14 protein-coding genes are annotated in these 16,588 nt (G+C 46.1%); all 14 read left to right on the top strand.

Annotation, left to right across the window (positions count from 1 at the left end; translation table 11 throughout):
- The first annotated feature begins 78 nt into the window (after window positions 1–78).
- The 14 genes from ACTNEW_RS12200 (at window position 79) to lgt (ending at window position 16,237) form a co-directional block, all read left to right on the top strand.
- Window positions 79–1,536, top strand: coding sequence for a UDP-N-acetylmuramoyl-L-alanyl-D-glutamate--2,6-diaminopimelate ligase (locus ACTNEW_RS12200; RefSeq protein ID WP_441061357.1), 1,458 nt, complete (start codon window positions 79–81; stop codon window positions 1,534–1,536).
- A 15-nt stretch (window positions 1,537–1,551) separates the two neighbouring features.
- Entirely contained in the window at window positions 1,552–3,771 is a 2,220-nt protein-coding gene (priA, locus tag ACTNEW_RS12195) for a replication restart helicase PriA (RefSeq protein ID WP_441061355.1), read from the top strand.
- 28 nt (window positions 3,772–3,799) lie between these two features.
- On the top strand, window positions 3,800–4,282 hold the full coding sequence (def, locus tag ACTNEW_RS12190) for a peptide deformylase (protein ID WP_441061352.1): 483 nt from the start codon (window positions 3,800–3,802) through the stop codon (window positions 4,280–4,282).
- Window positions 4,283–4,287: 5 nt separating this feature from the next.
- Window positions 4,288–5,232, top strand: a complete 945-nt coding sequence (gene fmt / locus ACTNEW_RS12185) for a methionyl-tRNA formyltransferase (RefSeq protein WP_441061349.1) — start codon at window positions 4,288–4,290, stop codon at window positions 5,230–5,232.
- 5 nt (window positions 5,233–5,237) lie between these two features.
- A complete protein-coding gene (locus ACTNEW_RS12180) occupies window positions 5,238–5,945 on the top strand; it encodes a zinc metallopeptidase (RefSeq protein ID WP_441061346.1) in 708 nt (235 codons plus the stop codon).
- A 19-nt stretch (window positions 5,946–5,964) separates the two neighbouring features.
- A complete protein-coding gene (rsmB, locus tag ACTNEW_RS12175; RefSeq protein WP_441061461.1) occupies window positions 5,965–7,287 on the top strand; it encodes a 16S rRNA (cytosine(967)-C(5))-methyltransferase RsmB in 1,323 nt (440 codons plus the stop codon).
- A gap of 12 nt (window positions 7,288–7,299) precedes the next feature.
- Window positions 7,300–8,340, top strand: a complete 1,041-nt coding sequence (gene rlmN, locus ACTNEW_RS12170; RefSeq protein ID WP_441061459.1) for a 23S rRNA (adenine(2503)-C(2))-methyltransferase RlmN — start codon at window positions 7,300–7,302, stop codon at window positions 8,338–8,340.
- A 1-nt stretch (window position 8,341) separates the two neighbouring features.
- A complete protein-coding gene (locus ACTNEW_RS12165) occupies window positions 8,342–9,088 on the top strand; it encodes a Stp1/IreP family PP2C-type Ser/Thr phosphatase (protein ID WP_441061343.1) in 747 nt (248 codons plus the stop codon).
- Window positions 9,082–11,304 carry a Stk1 family PASTA domain-containing Ser/Thr kinase gene (gene pknB, locus ACTNEW_RS12160; protein WP_441061340.1) on the top strand — a complete coding sequence of 741 codons (2,223 nt, stop codon included), beginning with the start codon at window positions 9,082–9,084 and terminating at the stop codon, window positions 11,302–11,304. The genes ACTNEW_RS12165 and pknB overlap by 7 nt, the downstream gene beginning before the upstream one ends.
- A gap of 3 nt (window positions 11,305–11,307) precedes the next feature.
- Window positions 11,308–12,186: a ribosome small subunit-dependent GTPase A gene (gene rsgA / locus ACTNEW_RS12155; protein WP_441061337.1), complete on the top strand. Its 879-nt coding sequence runs from the start codon at window positions 11,308–11,310 to the stop codon at window positions 12,184–12,186.
- On the top strand, window positions 12,187–12,861 hold the full coding sequence (gene rpe, locus ACTNEW_RS12150; RefSeq protein ID WP_441061457.1) for a ribulose-phosphate 3-epimerase: 675 nt from the start codon (window positions 12,187–12,189) through the stop codon (window positions 12,859–12,861).
- A gap of 11 nt (window positions 12,862–12,872) precedes the next feature.
- Window positions 12,873–13,583: a thiamine diphosphokinase gene (locus ACTNEW_RS12145; protein WP_441061334.1), complete on the top strand. Its 711-nt coding sequence runs from the start codon at window positions 12,873–12,875 to the stop codon at window positions 13,581–13,583.
- Window positions 13,584–13,912: 329 nt separating this feature from the next.
- Complete coding sequence (gene ychF, locus ACTNEW_RS12140; RefSeq protein ID WP_441061331.1) at window positions 13,913–15,010, top strand: redox-regulated ATPase YchF; 1,098 nt, start codon at window positions 13,913–13,915, stop codon at window positions 15,008–15,010.
- Window positions 15,011–15,028: 18 nt separating this feature from the next.
- Window positions 15,029–16,237, top strand: a complete 1,209-nt coding sequence (gene lgt, locus ACTNEW_RS12135) for a prolipoprotein diacylglyceryl transferase (protein WP_441061328.1) — start codon at window positions 15,029–15,031, stop codon at window positions 16,235–16,237.
- Window positions 16,238–16,588 lie beyond the last annotated feature (351 nt).

Genomic DNA, 16,588 nt, shown 5'->3' with positions numbered 1-16,588 from the left:
ATACTTTTGGATATTGGAGCTTTTGTTTTCAAAAGTTTGCAAAAAGTAAGTTATAGTCCATATATGGAGGTAAAAAATATGAAATTATCATCCCTGTTGGAACGTCTGGAATACACCTGTATTCAGGGAAGTACAGACCGGGAAGTCACAACGGTTGTTTATGATTCCCGTAAAGTTCAGGAAGATTCCCTTTTCATCTGTATCCGTGGTGCAGTTGCAGACGGACATAAGTTTATCCCGGATGTTGTGGCAAAAGGAGCCAAAACACTGATCGTGGAAGAGGAAGTGCAGGCACCGGAAGATGTTACGGTGATTCTGGTGAAAGATACCCGTTATGCAATGGCATTTATTTCCGCTGCGTATTTCGGTTATCCGGCAGAAAGCCTGAAAACCATCGGTATTACAGGAACGAAGGGCAAGACTACCACCACCTATATGGTGAAATCCATTCTGGAAAATGCCGGATACAAAGTTGGTCTCATTGGAACAATTGAGGCAATTATCGGTGAGAAAGTCATTCCGGCTGCCAACACGACTCCGGAATCTTTTGTGATCCAGCAGTATTTCCGTGAAATGGTGGACGCAGGCTGTGACTGTGTGGTGATGGAGGTTTCTTCTCAGGGCCTGATGCTGCACAGAACACAGGGATTTGTATTTGATTATGGTATTTTTACCAATATCGAGCCGGATCATATCGGACCGAATGAACACAGAGATTTTGACCATTACCTTTCCTGCAAATCCATGCTTCTGAAGCAGTGCCGTGTTGGAATCGTAAACCGTGATGACGAACATTTTGACAGAATTATTGAAGGACATACCTGTGAACTGGAAACCTATGGATTTTCCCCGGAGGCGGATCTTCGTGCAGAAGATGCGAAGCTGGTAGGCGGCAAGGGATATCTGGGCATTTCCTATCATCTGAGAGGACTCATGGATTTTCCGGTGGAAATCGATATTCCGGGGAAATTCAGCATTTATAATTCTCTGACAGCGATTGCTATTTGCCGCCATTTCCGTGTTTCCGAGGAAAACATCATCAAAGCACTGAAAGTGGCGAAGGTAAAAGGCCGTATCGAAATGGTAAAAGTTTCCGATGATTTTACGCTGATGATCGATTATGCACACAATGCGATGGCTCTGGAGAGTCTTCTGACTACCTTGAGAGAATATCAGCCTCACCGTCTTGTCTGCCTGTTTGGCTGCGGAGGAAACCGTTCCAGACTGCGCCGGTATGAAATGGGTGAAGTTTCCGGACGTCTGGCAGATCTGACGATCATCACTTCCGACAATCCAAGAAATGAGGAGCCGCAGGCCATTATCGATGATATTAAAGTCGGCATGGCAAAAACAGACGGAAAATATGTGGAGATTCCGGACAGAAAAGAAGCGATTGCCTATGCGATTCATCATGGAGAACCGGGCGATATTATCATTCTGGCAGGAAAAGGCCACGAAGACTACCAGGAAATCAAAGGAAAAAAATATCCGATGGATGAACGTGTGCTCATTGCTGATATTCTGGCAGGCAGATAGGAACAGAGAAAATACATGATATATGCGGATGTAATTGTAGACATTTCCCACGAAAAAGTGGACCGGAGCTTTCAGTACAAAGTTCCGGAGAATATGGAAAAAGAGATTCGTGTGGGAATGGTGGTACGGATTCCTTTTGGAAATGGCGACCATGAACGGAAAGGTTATGTGATCGGCCTTTCCGATGAAGCCAAATTTGACCTTCGGCGTATGAAAGAAATCCGGGGAGTCTCAAGCGGTGAAGAAACTACGGAATCAAAGCTGATCGCACTTGCCGCCTGGATGCGGGAATACTATGGTTCTACCATGATCCAGGCACTCAAAACCGTCCTTCCCGTGCAGGAAAAAATCAAAGCAAAAGAAAAAAGAACCATTTGTCTTGCTGTTTCCCGTCAGGAAGCAGAACAACTTGCCGGGCAGCTGGAAAAAGGCAGATGCAAGGCACGGGCGAGACTTCTTCGTGCGCTTCTGGAGCAGGGAAACCTGGATTATACGGCTGCTTCCCGTGAACTGGGCACAAATGCAGGAGTATTGGCTCCCCTTACCGAAGAGGGAATCATACGGGTGGAGAACAGTGAAATCTACCGTATGCCTGCAGATGTTCAGTCTCTGTCCGCAGAAAAAGAGCAGGAATTAAGTCCCGCTCAGCAGGAGGCAGCAGAACAGATCGGGAAAGAATGGGAAGATCCATCTCCCAGACCGGTATTGCTCTACGGCGTGACCGGAAGCGGCAAAACACAAGTTTACATGAAACTGATCGAGCAGGTGCTTGAGGAAGGGAAAGAAGCCATTGTGCTGATTCCGGAGATTGCGCTTACCTATCAGACAGTCCGGAGATTTTACGGGAGATTCGGAGACAAAGTTTCGGTGCTGAATTCCCGTTTGTCTCAGGGAGAACGATACGATCAGTTTAAAAGGGCGAAACGCGGGGAAATTCAGGTCATGGTAGGCCCCAGATCTGCCCTGTTCACACCGTTTTCACATTTAGGTCTTATCATTATCGATGAAGAACATGAACAGACCTACAAGAGTGAAAACAGTCCGAGATATCATGCAAGAGAAACCGCAGTAAAGCGTGCCTCCATGGAAGGGGCAAGAGTAGTTCTCGGATCTGCCACTCCTTCTCTGGAGTCATACAGCAGGGCAATGTCCGGAGAGTACGCATTGGTGAAACTGGAAGCCCGGTACGGGGAACGTCCCCTTCCAGATGTATCGGTGGTGGATCTTCGCGAAGAACTGAAAGCCGGGAACCGGTCCGTTCTCAGCCGAAAGCTGAAAGATGCCATTTCGGAGAGACTGAAGCGGGGCGAACAGGCTATGCTGTTTTTGAACCGCAGGGGCTATGCGGGATTTGTATCCTGCCGTTCCTGCGGCCATGTAATGAAATGTCCGCACTGTGATGTATCTCTTTCCGAGCATAATAATGGGAAGCTTGTCTGCCATTACTGCGGGTATGAACAGCCGCGGGTGGAACAGTGCCCGGAGTGCGGATCGCCTTATATCGGAGGATTTAAGGCCGGAACACAGCAGATCGAGCAGGTGCTTGCCAGAACTTTTCCGGAGGCCAGAATCCTGCGGATGGATTATGATACGACCCGAAATAAGGGAAGCTACGAAAGAATTCTTTCTGCATTTGCAGAGCATGAGGCAGATATTCTGGTGGGCACCCAGATGATCGTCAAAGGACATGATTTTCCTCTGGTTACTCTGGTAGGAGTGATCGCGGCGGATCTTTCTCTGAATGCGTCGGATTACCGCTGTGCGGAACGGACATTTCAGCTTCTGACACAGGCAGTGGGACGATCCGGGCGCGGAATACGCAAAGGAGAAGCAGTCATTCAGACTTATCATCCGGAACATTACAGCATCCGTGCATCTGCTGTCCAGGATTACGAAGCGTTTTATGAGGAAGAAATGGGATATCGTACCCTGATGGATTATCCGCCGTCTGCGCACATGCTTTCTGTTCTGGCTTTTGGGGAGGATGAAGAACTTCTGGAAAAAGGGATGGAATACATTGCGAAATTCATTCGCCGTGTATATTCCGGAGAAGACCTTCATGTAATTGGACCGGCATATGCCTCTGTAGGCAAAGTCAATGATGTATACCGTAAGGTCATCTACCTGAAACACACAGAATATAAAATATTAAATCGCATCAAAGATAAAATAGAAAAGTACATAGAGATTAATTCCGGTTTCCGGAAACTTTATATACAGTTTGATTTCAGTTAATCAGTCAAGAAGAAAGGAAGAAAAGAAAATGGCACTTAGAACTATCAGAACAGAAGGAGATCCCGTACTGAGGAAGAAGAGCAGACCAATCACAGAGATGACACAGAAGCTGCGTAATCTGATTGTAGATATGATGGATACCATGTATGATTCTATGGGTGTGGGCCTTGCCGCACCGCAGGTGGGAATTCTAAAAAGAATTGTTGTGATTGATGTGGGAGAAGGACCGATCGTGCTGATCAATCCGGAAATTCTGGAAACATCAGGAGAACAGACCGGTGAAGAGGGCTGTCTCAGCGTACCGGGAATGTCCGGACAGGTTACCCGTCCGGATTATGTAAAAGTAAAAGCTCTTGATATTAATATGGAAGAAGTGGAATATGAGGGAACAGAACTGCTTGCCCGTGCTTTCTGCCATGAGATCGATCACCTGGACGGAAAAATGTATACCGATCTGGTAGAAGGGGAACTGCACAAGGTAAGCTATGAGGATGAAGACGAAGAGGAGTAATGACATTGAAAATTATTTATATGGGGACCCCTGATTTTGCGGTACTGCCGTTGCGTGCTCTGGCAGAATCGGGATATGAAATCGCTGCTGTTGTAACGCAGCCGGATAAACCGAAGGGCAGAGGCAAGACCATGCTTCCTACCCCTGTAAAAGAAGAAGCACAGAAGTATGATATTCCGGTTTATCAGCCGGTAAAAGTACGTGATCCGGAGTTTATTCAGGTTCTGGAGGAAATTCATCCGGATCTGATCGTGGTGGCTGCCTTTGGACAGCTGATACCAAAAACGATTCTGGACCTTCCGGAGTTTGGGTGTATCAATATTCATGCATCCCTGCTTCCGAAATACCGTGGTGCAGCTCCAATCCAGCAGGCAGTCATTGACGGGGAAAAAGAATCCGGTGTGACGATTATGCGCATGGGAACCGGGCTGGATACAGGAGATATGATTTCTAAAGTGATCGTGCCTCTTGCAGACGATGAGACCGGCGGAAGTTTGTTTGATAAATTGGCGCAGGCCGGGGCAGAATTATTGATAAAGACCCTGCCGTCCATTCTTGATGGTACTGCTGTCTATGAGAAACAGCCGGAAGAAAGCCCGACACCGTATGCGGCAATGATCACGAAACAGATGGGTCTTCTGGATTTTTCCGAAAGTGCAGTGAAACTGGAACGTCTGGTACGGGGACTGAACCCGTGGCCCAGCGCTTATACGTATCTGAACGGCAAGACGCTGAAAGTATGGAAAAGCAAAGCGGTACCCGGAAATACAGAGGAAGCGCCCGGAACCATTCTTGCTGCAGACAGAGAGGGCATTCATGTGGCATGTGCTGATGGAATCCTGGTACTGACAGAAGTACAGCTGGAAGGCAAAAAACGTATGGATACCGATGCTTTTCTTCGTGGCTATAAAATCGAAAAAGGCAGCGTCTTTATGAATCATAAGGAGTGAGAAATATGTACGGATATCGATATTACTGGGGATTTGACTGGACATATCTTCTGCTGGTGATAGGAATGTTTCTTTCCATGGCAGCATCCGGAAGGGTAAAGAGTACATTTGCGCGATACAAAGGCGTCAGGAGTGCATCCGGCCTTACCGGAGCCATGGCTGCACAGAGAATTTTGCGGGCAGCGGGCATCTTTGATGTACAGATCGTACGTGTCCGCGGAAGCCTGACAGACCACTATGATCCGAGAACAAAGCAGCTGGCATTGTCGGATGACGTTTTTGACAGCAGCTCTCTGGCAGCCGTAGGTGTGGCAGCTCATGAGTGCGGACATGCAATCCAGCATGCGACAGGATATGGACCGCTGCAGCTTCGGAGCGCAATTGTTCCTGTGGCGAATATTGGCGCCAATATTTCCTGGCCGTTATTTGTGGCTGGCCTGATTTTTTCCATTCAGCCGCTGATTACAGCAGGAATTGTGCTGTTTTCTCTGGCAGTTCTCTTTCAGCTGGTAACTTTGCCGGTGGAGATCAATGCATCTTCCAGAGCACTGCAGAATCTGCGGAGTCTTGGAATTCTGGGAGAAAATGAGATAAACGGTGCCAAAAAAGTTCTTTCCGCAGCAGCGCTGACGTATGTGGCAGCTCTTGCCTCCTCAATCCTGCAGCTTTTAAGACTTTTGATACTTGCCGGAGGAAGAAGACGTGACGATTAATGGAATCAATACCCGAGAAATGGTCCTGGAGATTTTGCTGGAAATTGAAGAAGGGGAGCACAGTCATATTGCCATTCGCAATGCCCTTTCCAAATATCAGTTTCTGCCGAAACAGGACAGAGCGTTTGTGACGAGAGTGTGTGAAGGAACCCTGGAATACAGGATTCTGATTGATTATATCATTGATTCATTTTCAAAAGTAAAAGTGGACAAGATGAAGCCTGTGATCCGGGAAATCCTGAGAAGCGCTGTTTATCAGCTGAAATTCATGGACAGTGTGCCGGACAGTGCAGTATGCAATGAGGCTGTCAAGCTTGCCCAGAAAAAAGGGTTTTATAATTTGAAACCATTTGTGAATGGTGTTCTGCGCACCATCGCAAGACAGATGTCGGAACTGGAGTACCCATCCAGAGAAGAGAATCTTCTGCGATATCTTTCTGTGAAATATTCCATGCCGGAACAGCTGGTTACACGCTGGCTGAATGATTACGGAGAAGAAACAACCGAAAAAATGCTGGCAGATTTCCTTGAAGAAAAGCCTATGACCGTACGCTTCCGGACATATCTGAATTCCGGCGAGGAAATCCTGAAAAGCCTGAAAGACCAGGGGGTAAAAGTGGAGCAGGCGCCATATCTTCCCTACGCCCATTATATTTCCGGATTTAATCATATCTATATGCTGGATGCTTTTGTCCAGGGAAAAATTCAGGTGCAGGATGTAAGTTCCATGCTGGTGGCGGAAGCCGCCCATCCGGAAAAGGGAGATTATGTCATCGATCTCTGCGCTGCGCCCGGCGGAAAAAGCCTTCATCTGGGAGATAAGATGGAAGGCTATGGAACGGTGGATGCCAGAGATGTAAGTCAGTATAAGGTGGATCTGATTGAAGACAATATTCAGAGAACCGGTTCGATCAACGTACAGGCAAAAGTCCAGGATGCCACGGTATTTGACGTGGAATCGGAATGCAGGGCGGATATTGTTCTGGCAGATGTTCCGTGTTCCGGATATGGTGTGATCGGCAAAAAGCCGGAGATTAAATACCGGGCAACCGCACAGAAACAGGAAGAAATCGTAATCCTGCAGAGGACGATTCTTGACCGGGCAGCAGAATATGTAAAACCCAGAGGAGTTCTGATCTACAGTACCTGTACCATTGCAAAAGAAGAAAACGAAGAGAATATGATGTGGTTTATGAATAACCACCCATTCAAACTGGAGAGTCTGGATCCTTATCTTCCGGAGGAACTGCATTCGGAAACAACAGCCCTTGGTTATCTTCAGCTTTTGCCGGGGGTACATAAGACAGACGGGTTCTTTATTGCGAGATTCAGAAGGAAATAATAAATGATGAATATGACAGACATTAAGTCGATGACAATAGACGAATTAAAGGTGCTTATGACGGAACTGGGTGACAAACCGTTCCGGGCAAAGCAGATCTACAGCTGGCTTCATGAGCATCTGGTTACTTCCTACGATGAAATGACGAATCTGCCGAAAAGCCTGCGGGAAAAGCTTTCCGCCTATCCGATCACAGCCCTGGAGGCAGTGGATGTACAGATTTCGAAAATTGACGGTACCAGAAAATATCTTTTCCGGCTCAGTGACGGAAATGTGATCGAAAGTGTGCTGATGCGTTATAAACATGGAAATTCCGTATGTATTTCTTCGCAGGTAGGCTGCCGCATGGGGTGCAGATTCTGCGCATCTACGATCGGAGGATGGACGAGAAATCTGCTTCCCTCAGAAATGCTGGATCAGATTTACCGGATACAGGTGCTGACCGGAGAGAGGGTCTCCAATGTGGTAGTGATGGGAACCGGAGAACCTCTGGATAATTATGAAAATCTTCTGCGTTTTATTCACATTCTTACAGAAGAAGGCGGAATTCATATCAGTCAGAGAAACCTGACTGTTTCTACCTGCGGACTGGTGCCGAAGATTTATGAGCTGGCAGAAGAAAAACTGCAGATGACTCTGGCAATTTCTCTTCATGCGCCTAATGATGCCAGACGGCAGGAACTGATGCCCATAGCAAAAAAATACACGATGGATGAATTGCTAACAGCCTGCAGAACTTATTTTGAAAAGACCGGACGCCGTATTACATTTGAGTACAGTCTTGTAGCAGGTGTCAATGACAGTGACGAGGATGCCAGGGAGCTGTCAGAGCGGATCCGCGGAATCAACTGCCATGTGAATCTGATTCCGGTAAATCCCATAAAAGAGCGGAATTTTCAGCGTTCTACCCGTGAGGCGGTCCAGAATTTCAAAATAAAACTTGAAAAATGTGGAATAAATGGTACTATTAGAAGGGAAATGGGCAGCGATATTGACGGTGCCTGTGGGCAACTGAGAAAGAGTTACATTGAAAAAACAGAAAGCGAGAAGTGACATGAGGGTATATTCAGCTACAGATGTAGGGCAGAAGCGGAAGATGAACCAGGATTATGTGTTTGTCTGTGAGAGCCCGGTAGGGAATCTTCCTAATCTGTTTGTCGTTGCTGATGGAATGGGCGGACATAATGCAGGGGATTACGCTTCCTCACATGCGGTCCAGATCTTAGTCGACGAAATTCGTGGAGATGCGGATTTTAATCCTATCAAGGTTATCCGTCATGCCATCGAAACTGCTAATACAGAAATTATAGAGCAGGCACAGAAGGATGAACACCTCAGAGGAATGGGAACTACCATGGTGGTATCAACGGTCGTCGGGCACTATGCTTATGTGGCAAATGTGGGAGACAGCCGTCTGTATGTGATACAGGATCATATCCGCCAGGTGACGAAGGACCATTCACTGGTACAGGAGATGGTTCGGATGGGCGAACTGAGACCGGAAGAGGCCAGAAACCATCCGGATAAAAATATAATTACGAGAGCCCTTGGAGCAGAGAGAACAGTAGATATTGATTTTTTTGATCTGAAACTGGAACCGGGAAGCACGATTCTCATGTGTTCCGACGGTCTCAGCAATATGGTGGAGGACAGCAAGATCGAAGAGATTATCTTGAAATCCGATACAGATCTTACCGAAAAAGGTGAGACACTGGTTCGGGAAGCAAACCGGAATGGCGGCAAGGATAACATTGCAATTGTATTAGTGGAACCATTCACAAATGAGGTGGAGAAATGTTAAAGACAGGAATGATTATTGCAGAGCGCTATGAAATATTATCGAAAATAGGTACCGGCGGAATGGCCGATGTTTACAAAGCCAAGGATCATAAACTGAACCGCTTTGTGGCAGTGAAGGTTCTGAAGGCAGAATTTCGTGAGGATACGACATTTATCCGGAAGTTCAGAAGTGAAGCTCAGGCAGCTGCAGGACTTACCCATCCGAATGTTGTCAACGTATTTGATGTAGGAGACGATGAAGGAGTTTACTACATTGTTATGGAACTGATTGAGGGAATTACGCTGAAGGAGTACATCACCAAGAAAGGAAAGCTTTCTGTGAAAGAGGCTACCAGTATTGCCATTCAGGTTTCGATGGGACTGGAAGCGGCTCACAGTCACGGAATTGTTCATCGTGATGTAAAACCCCAGAATATCATTATTTCCACAGACGGCAAGGTCAAGGTGACAGATTTTGGTATTGCAAGAGCGGCTTCTTCCAATACTATCAGCTCCAATGTTATGGGATCTGTACATTACAGCTCACCGGAACAGGTACGCGGCGGATACAGTGATGAGAAAAGCGATATCTACTCTCTTGGTATTACCCTGTATGAAATGGTTACCGGAAGAGTTCCGTTTGACGGTGATACGACAGTAGCCATTGCGATCAAACATCTTCAGGAAGAAATGGTTCCGCCAAGCATTTATGCGGAAGATCTTCCCTACAGTCTGGAACAGATCATTTTGAAATGTACTCAGAAGAGTGTTGGAAGACGATATGACCGTATGGAAGAGGTCATTGCGGATCTGAAACATTCTCTGATCGACCCGCAGGGTGATTTTGTAAAAATTGATACCGTTGATAACGAAGCAAAGACCGTCGTGATTTCTGATGAGGAGCTTGGCGAGATCAAGCATACGCCCAAGCAGTCTTCTCGCGCAGGTCAGAAAAAAATGGAAGTTGCAGATCTGGAAGAAGAGACGTATGACACGGATTATGATGACGATGATGACGGATATGAGGAAAGACGTGCATCAATCAGAAAATCCAGAAAAAAAGCAGAAAAGAGCAGAAGTATAGGCCGTGCAGTGACCATTATCGCTCTGATTGCCGGTGCTGCACTGCTGGTGGCTTTGATTTTTTATATTGGAAAAGCATCCGGTCTGATCGGCGGAAGCGCAGAACCGGAAACGAAGCAGGAAGAACAGCAGACAGAGAAGAAAGAAGAAGACAATCTCGTGGAAGTGCCAAATCTGATCGGACTTACAGAGGAGGAAGCCGGAGAACTGACATTGAATTCTCAGCTTGGCATCCAGATCATCGGAGAGAAAGCTTCTGATCAGGAAAAAGGCCGTATCTGTGAACAGGATATTCCGGCAGGTACCATGGTAGAAGCATTTACCACATTGAAATATTATGTCAGCAAGGGTGTACAGCAGGTGACGGTTCCGGATACTGACGGAAAAACAGGCGTGGAAGCACAGCAGCTCCTGGAAGACGCCGGATTTATAGTAAATGTGCAGAAAGAATACAGTGAACTGGATGAAAACGGATATTGTCTGGTAGATCCGGGCTATGTATACTATACCACACCGGAAGGCGGCACCACTGCAAAAGCCGGTGATACCATTACTCTGGTTGTCAGCCGTGGAGTCAACTATTACGGAGAAGATGTCCAGGTACCGGATGTAATCGGATGGCAGAAGAATGATGCGGTTACGGTTCTTGGCAAATGGATTGATATTCAGATTGTGGAACAGAGAAGCACTGATTATGAAGAAGGCGATGTCATTTCCCAGAGTCCGGAAGCTTATTCCTATGCAAATCCGGATGAAACGATGACACTTACTGTCAGCTGCGGTGACAAAGATCCGTCTGCAGCAACTTCAGAAACAAATACAACTGTACAGGATACGACGCAGCAGGATACGACTGCGCAGACACAGGTACAGACGCCGGTGACAGGTGCTGACGGCACATGGAAATGTACACAGCGTCTGGATACTCCGGCAGGATACCAGGGCGGTGCAGTGAGACTGGAACTGGTACAGAATGTAAATGGCCAGCCGACTGCGACACTGATACTGGAAAATCAGGTTCTGACGTTCCCTTACCAGCTTGACATTACCGGAGCTTCCGGTGTCAGCGATGGTACCCTTTATCTGTCAGAACAGGTAGACGGAGAATATCAGGAACTTGGCCACTATTCCATTACATTTGCAAAGGTTGAATAGTGCATGCAGGGGAAAATTATGAAAGGCATCGCCGGATTCTATTATGTTTATGCAGAAGACGGAGAAGTCTATGAATGTAAGGCAAAAGGAATTTTTCGCAAAGAGAATCAGAAACCGCTGGTAGGCGATGATGTGGAGATACAGATTCTTGACAGAGAAGAAAAAGAAGGCAGTATCACTTCCATTCTGCCCCGGCGGAATTCCCTGATTCGACCGGCAGTAGCCAATGTGGATCAGGCATTTGTCATTTTTGCGGCAGAGAATCCCAAACCGAATCTGATGCTTCTGGATCGTTTCCTCATTATGATGGAGCGGGAAGGAATTCCGGCGGTGATTTGTTTTAACAAAAAAGATCTGGTCAGTCCGGAGGAGCTGGAAGTTTTGTATGAAACATATGCGGGCTGTGGATATCAGGTCATTCTCTCCAGTGTAAATCTGGGAGAGGGTGTGGAAGAAATCCGGCAGATCCTTCAGGGAAAAACGACAGTTGTAGCCGGACCTTCCGGAGTGGGAAAATCTTCTCTGACGAATCTCATGCAGGAAGATGTGCAGATGGAAACCGGTGAAATCAGCAAAAAGCTGAAAAGGGGCCGCCATACGACGCGGCATTCGCAGGTGATTCCGGTAGCGGAAAATACGTATCTGGTGGATACTCCCGGTTTTACCTCCCTGTATCTCACAGATATGGAAGAACAGGAACTGAAGGATTATTTCCGGGAATTTCAGCAGTATGAAGGAAAATGCCGGTTTCAGGGCTGCAGACATATCCATGAACCCGGCTGTGCAGTGAAGGAAGCACTGGAAAATCAAAAAATCAGCAGGATCAGATACGAAGACTATCTGGGACTTTATGAAGAATTAAAAGAGAAAAGGAGATACTGAATTATGTATCAATTGTGCCCGTCGATTTTATCAGCAGACTTTAACCGCCTGGGCGAACAGATAAAAACCCTGGAAAAAGCAGGGGTAAAATGGCTGCATATTGATGTGATGGATGGAGATTTTGTTCCGAGTATTTCTTTTGGAATGCCGGTGATCAAGTCTATCCGCAGGGAATCCAAAATGTTCTTTGATGTTCATCTGATGGTAACTGCACCGGAACGGTATATTCAGGATTTTGCAGACTGCGGAGCGGATTCCATTACGATTCATGCGGAGGCATCCGATGATCCGGAGCGTGCGATCGAACTGATCAAAGATGCAGGGATTAAAGCTGGAATTTCCATTAAGCCGGCGACACCGGTAAATGATATCAGTCATCTTCTGGAGGATGTGGATCTGGTACTGGTCATGACTGTTCAGCCGGGATTTGGCGGACAGAAATATCTGGATGAATGTACAGAGAAGATTCAGGAACTCCGTGAACTGATTGACAGAGAAGAACTTGATGTGGATATTCAGGTGGATGGGGGAATCAATGATGATACGCTGGAAACTGTTATGAAAGCAGGAGCCAATCTGATAGTGGCAGGTTCTTATGTATTCCGCGGTGATCTGGAACAGAATGTGAAGAGTATCCTTCGCAAAATTGATAAAATCAGTCAGGAACTGGACTAAAGAGGAATTTTATGATTGATACGATAATTGTAAGCGGGGGCAATATCCAAAGCGATTTTGCCCTCGATTTTTTGAAAAAAACGATAAATGAAACAGGAAGAGAACATCTCTGTCTGATCGCTGCAGACAGAGGAATGGATTTTTTTATAGAGACTGCCGAAGCCGCAGGAATCCGGCCGGATATTGCAGTGGGAGATTTTGACAGCCTTTCCGAAAAGGGGAGACATTATCTGGAAAGAAGTATGGAGCATACTTCTATGGAAGCGGCACATCATCTGGAAATTTACCGCCTGAAACCGGAAAAAGATGATTCCGATACACAATCTGCCGCTGTATTGGCTATGAAGCGGGGCAGAAAAAATATCGCAATTCTTGGAGCTACAGGCAGCCGTCTGGATCATGTAATGGCGAATCTGGGACTTTTATCTCTTGGAAGAAATTATGGTGCGAATATCACACTTCTGGATGCCTGCAATTATATCACTCTTGTGGAGAGCGGTACCAGGCTGGAGCGTACAGGACAGTTTGGAAAATATGTTTCCTTTTTCCCTGTGGGCGGTGATGTAGACGGACTGACTCTGAGAGGATTTAAGTATCCTCTGGATGGGTATCGCCTGACAGCTGCAGACAGCGGACTGACCGTGAGCAATGAAATTCAGGATGAATGGGCGGAAGTCCAATATGAGAGGGGAAGCCTCCTGATGATCATGTCGAGAGACTAGTACATCGAATAATAAATAACCAGCTATATCACTTGCCTGATTTCTCATCTGCTGCGTGATATAGCCAGTCATTTATTTTTCGATGTACTAGAGTGTGTTTGAAAATTGAAGAAATGGGACATGGCATTTGTATGGGAGGCTGTCAGATTTTGTTATTTCCTGGCTTGAAAGAGAAATAGGGTTGTGTTAAGATGAAATGTACAAATGCGTTCGAAAAATAAATGTCTGATGAGGTATGTCCGATGTGTCAGTTATATATTTTTCGATGTACCGAAAATACAAAAAATTACAGACAAAAATGAAAAATGAGATAAAGAGAGGAATTTATTATGAAACTTGGTATTGTAGGTTTGCCGAATGTGGGGAAAAGTACGTTATTTAATTCTCTTACAAAAGCAGGAGCGGAATCAGCCAATTATCCGTTCTGTACCATTGATCCCAATGTGGGAATTGTAACTGTGCCGGATGAGAGACTTCAGCTTCTCGGAGATTTTTATCATTCCAAAAAAGTAACACCTGCAGTGATTGAGTTTGTGGACATTGCAGGACTGGTAAAAGGCGCATCCAAAGGAGAAGGACTTGGCAATCAGTTTCTGGCAAATATCCGTGAAGTAGACGCAATCGTACATGTGGTACGCTGCTTTGAGGATTCCAATGTTGTGCATGTGGATGGAACGATCGATCCTCTGCGTGACATTGAAACCATCAATCTTGAGCTGATTTTCTCTGATCTTGAGATTATGGAGAGAAGAATTGCAAAAGTAACAAAAACTGCCCGTATGGACAAAGAAGCTGCAAAAGAACTGGATTTCCTTCAGAAAGTGAAAGAACATCTGGAAAATGGTCAGATGGCGATCACAATGGAACTGGAAAACGAAGATGAAGAGGGCTGGATGGGTACCTATAATCTTCTTACTGCAAAACCGGTGATCTACGCTGCCAATGTTGCAGAAGATGATCTGTCAGATGACGGTGAATCCAATGCTTATGTGCAGTCTGTCCGGAAATACGCTCAGGAGCAGAACAGTGAAGTATTTGTAATCTGTGCACAGATTGAACAGGAAATCGCAGAACTTGAGGATGACGAAAAGAAAATGTTCCTGGAAGATCTGGGCCTTGCAGAATCCGGACTGGAGAAGCTTGTCCGCGCAAGTTACCGTCTCCTGGGACTGATGAGTTTCCTGACTTCAGGGGAAGATGAAACAAGAGCATGGACGATCAAAATCGGTACCAAAGCACCTCAGGCAGCAGGGAAAATCCACACAGACTTTGAACGCGGCTTTATCAAAGCAGAAGTTGTCAATTATCAGGACCTTCTGGACTGCGGTTCTTATGCAGGTGCCAGAGAGAAGGGCCTGGTTCGTATGGAAGGGAAGGAATACGTGGTTCAGGATGGAGATGTGATTCTGTTCCGTTTCAACGTATAATACAGGTGAATTATGGAGATGTCGATTCGATTCCCCAACATTGGAATAAATTTGAGCTATGTGGGAAGAGGTATCAGTGTTTTTGGATATGAGATTACTTTTTACGGAATTCTGATCGCACTGGGAATGATGCTTGGAATCTGTTTTATTGTGCTGGAAGCAAAAAGACGCGGACAGGAACCGAATCTTTATCTGGGAATGATACTCACATCAATGATTACCGGAACAATCGGCGGACGGCTTTTGTATGTGGCGTTTAGCTGGACGCTTTATCGCGGAAATATTCAGTCGATCTTCAATATCCGGAATGGCGGGATGTCTTTTTACGGGGCTCTTTTCGGAGGAATCCTTGGAGCACTGCTGTTTGGCAGAATCAAAAAGACTTCTTTCTGGAAAGTGGCAGATACTGCCAGCATGGGACTGCTCATTTCACAGATAATAGGAAGGTGGGGGGATTTCTTTAACAGGGAATCCTTTGGAGAGTACACGGGCAGTTATTTTGCCATGCAGCTTCCATTGTCATCTGTGCAGTCCGGTTCAGTCAGTGCTTTGATGCGTGAGAATCTGACAGTAGTGGATGGTATCTCTTATATTCAGGTCCATCCGGTTTTTCTGTATGAAAGTGCGTTGTGCCTGATCCTTCTGTTTTTCCTTCTTGCCAGTCAGAGACGCAAAAAGTTTCAGGGAGAGATTTTTATGAGATATATGTCTCTGTATGGACTGATTCGCTGTTTTACAGAATGGCTGAGGACAGACGGAATCAGGATTCCCGGAACGCGGATTTCTGTATCGTTTGTGATATCGGCATTTTTGTTCCTGTTTTTTGGTACAGAGGCATTGGTCAGAAGAGCAATGGAGAAAAAAAGAGCAGCTGCCCGAAAACGCAGAAAAGAGGCTTTATATGCAGCAGAGGAGCAGGCAGAAGCAGAACTTGACCGACAGGATAAAGAGAAAGAAATTGCTGCGAAGCAGAAGCAGGAAGCACTTGCCGCAAAAAAGGAACAGGAAATACGGTCTGAAGAAAATCAGGAAGATGACTGGGACGGCACGCTGCCGTCTGCCAGAAAGAACCGGGAAGATGCCGAGGATGGTGAGGTATCGTTTGCCGGAAAGAACCGGGAAGATAACAGAGACGATAATATGCCGTCCGATAAAAACCATCAGGATATGCAGAGGGAGAATGCTGTATCTGAGAATGCAGATTCTGCAGAAGATTCTGAACTGTAGAATTCAGTGCAGAGAGGATCTTCAGAGAAATCTTCTTCTGAGCAGGAGACTGGATCGACTGATCGCACATTATCAGAGTGAATAAAATATGAGATTATTAGAAGAGGGGCACTTACAGGGTGTCTCTCTTTTTTGAATCAGGAATTGGTGAAAGTATATCTTGATGAATGAAAGAGTGCTTTAGTTCAGCAACTGTATGTGAGAATTCTTCGAGTTTTACTATGTGTATGGTTTTCTCCGGAACTTTGGTTCAGTGCGAAACACTGTGAAGTGTGATGTGAAAAACCGTACGCGAAAGAGGAACCCCTCCAGGGGCTGCGGTGGACAGATACTTCCTGTTCCTGTGCAGGC

The sequence above is a fragment of the Blautia sp. HCP3S3_G3 genome (assembly GCF_052063365.1).
In the GTDB taxonomy this organism is placed as follows: domain Bacteria; phylum Bacillota; class Clostridia; order Lachnospirales; family Lachnospiraceae; genus Blautia_A.
The sequence above is the reverse complement of the archived record's forward strand: the minus strand, read 5'-3'. Positions and strand labels throughout refer to the sequence as shown.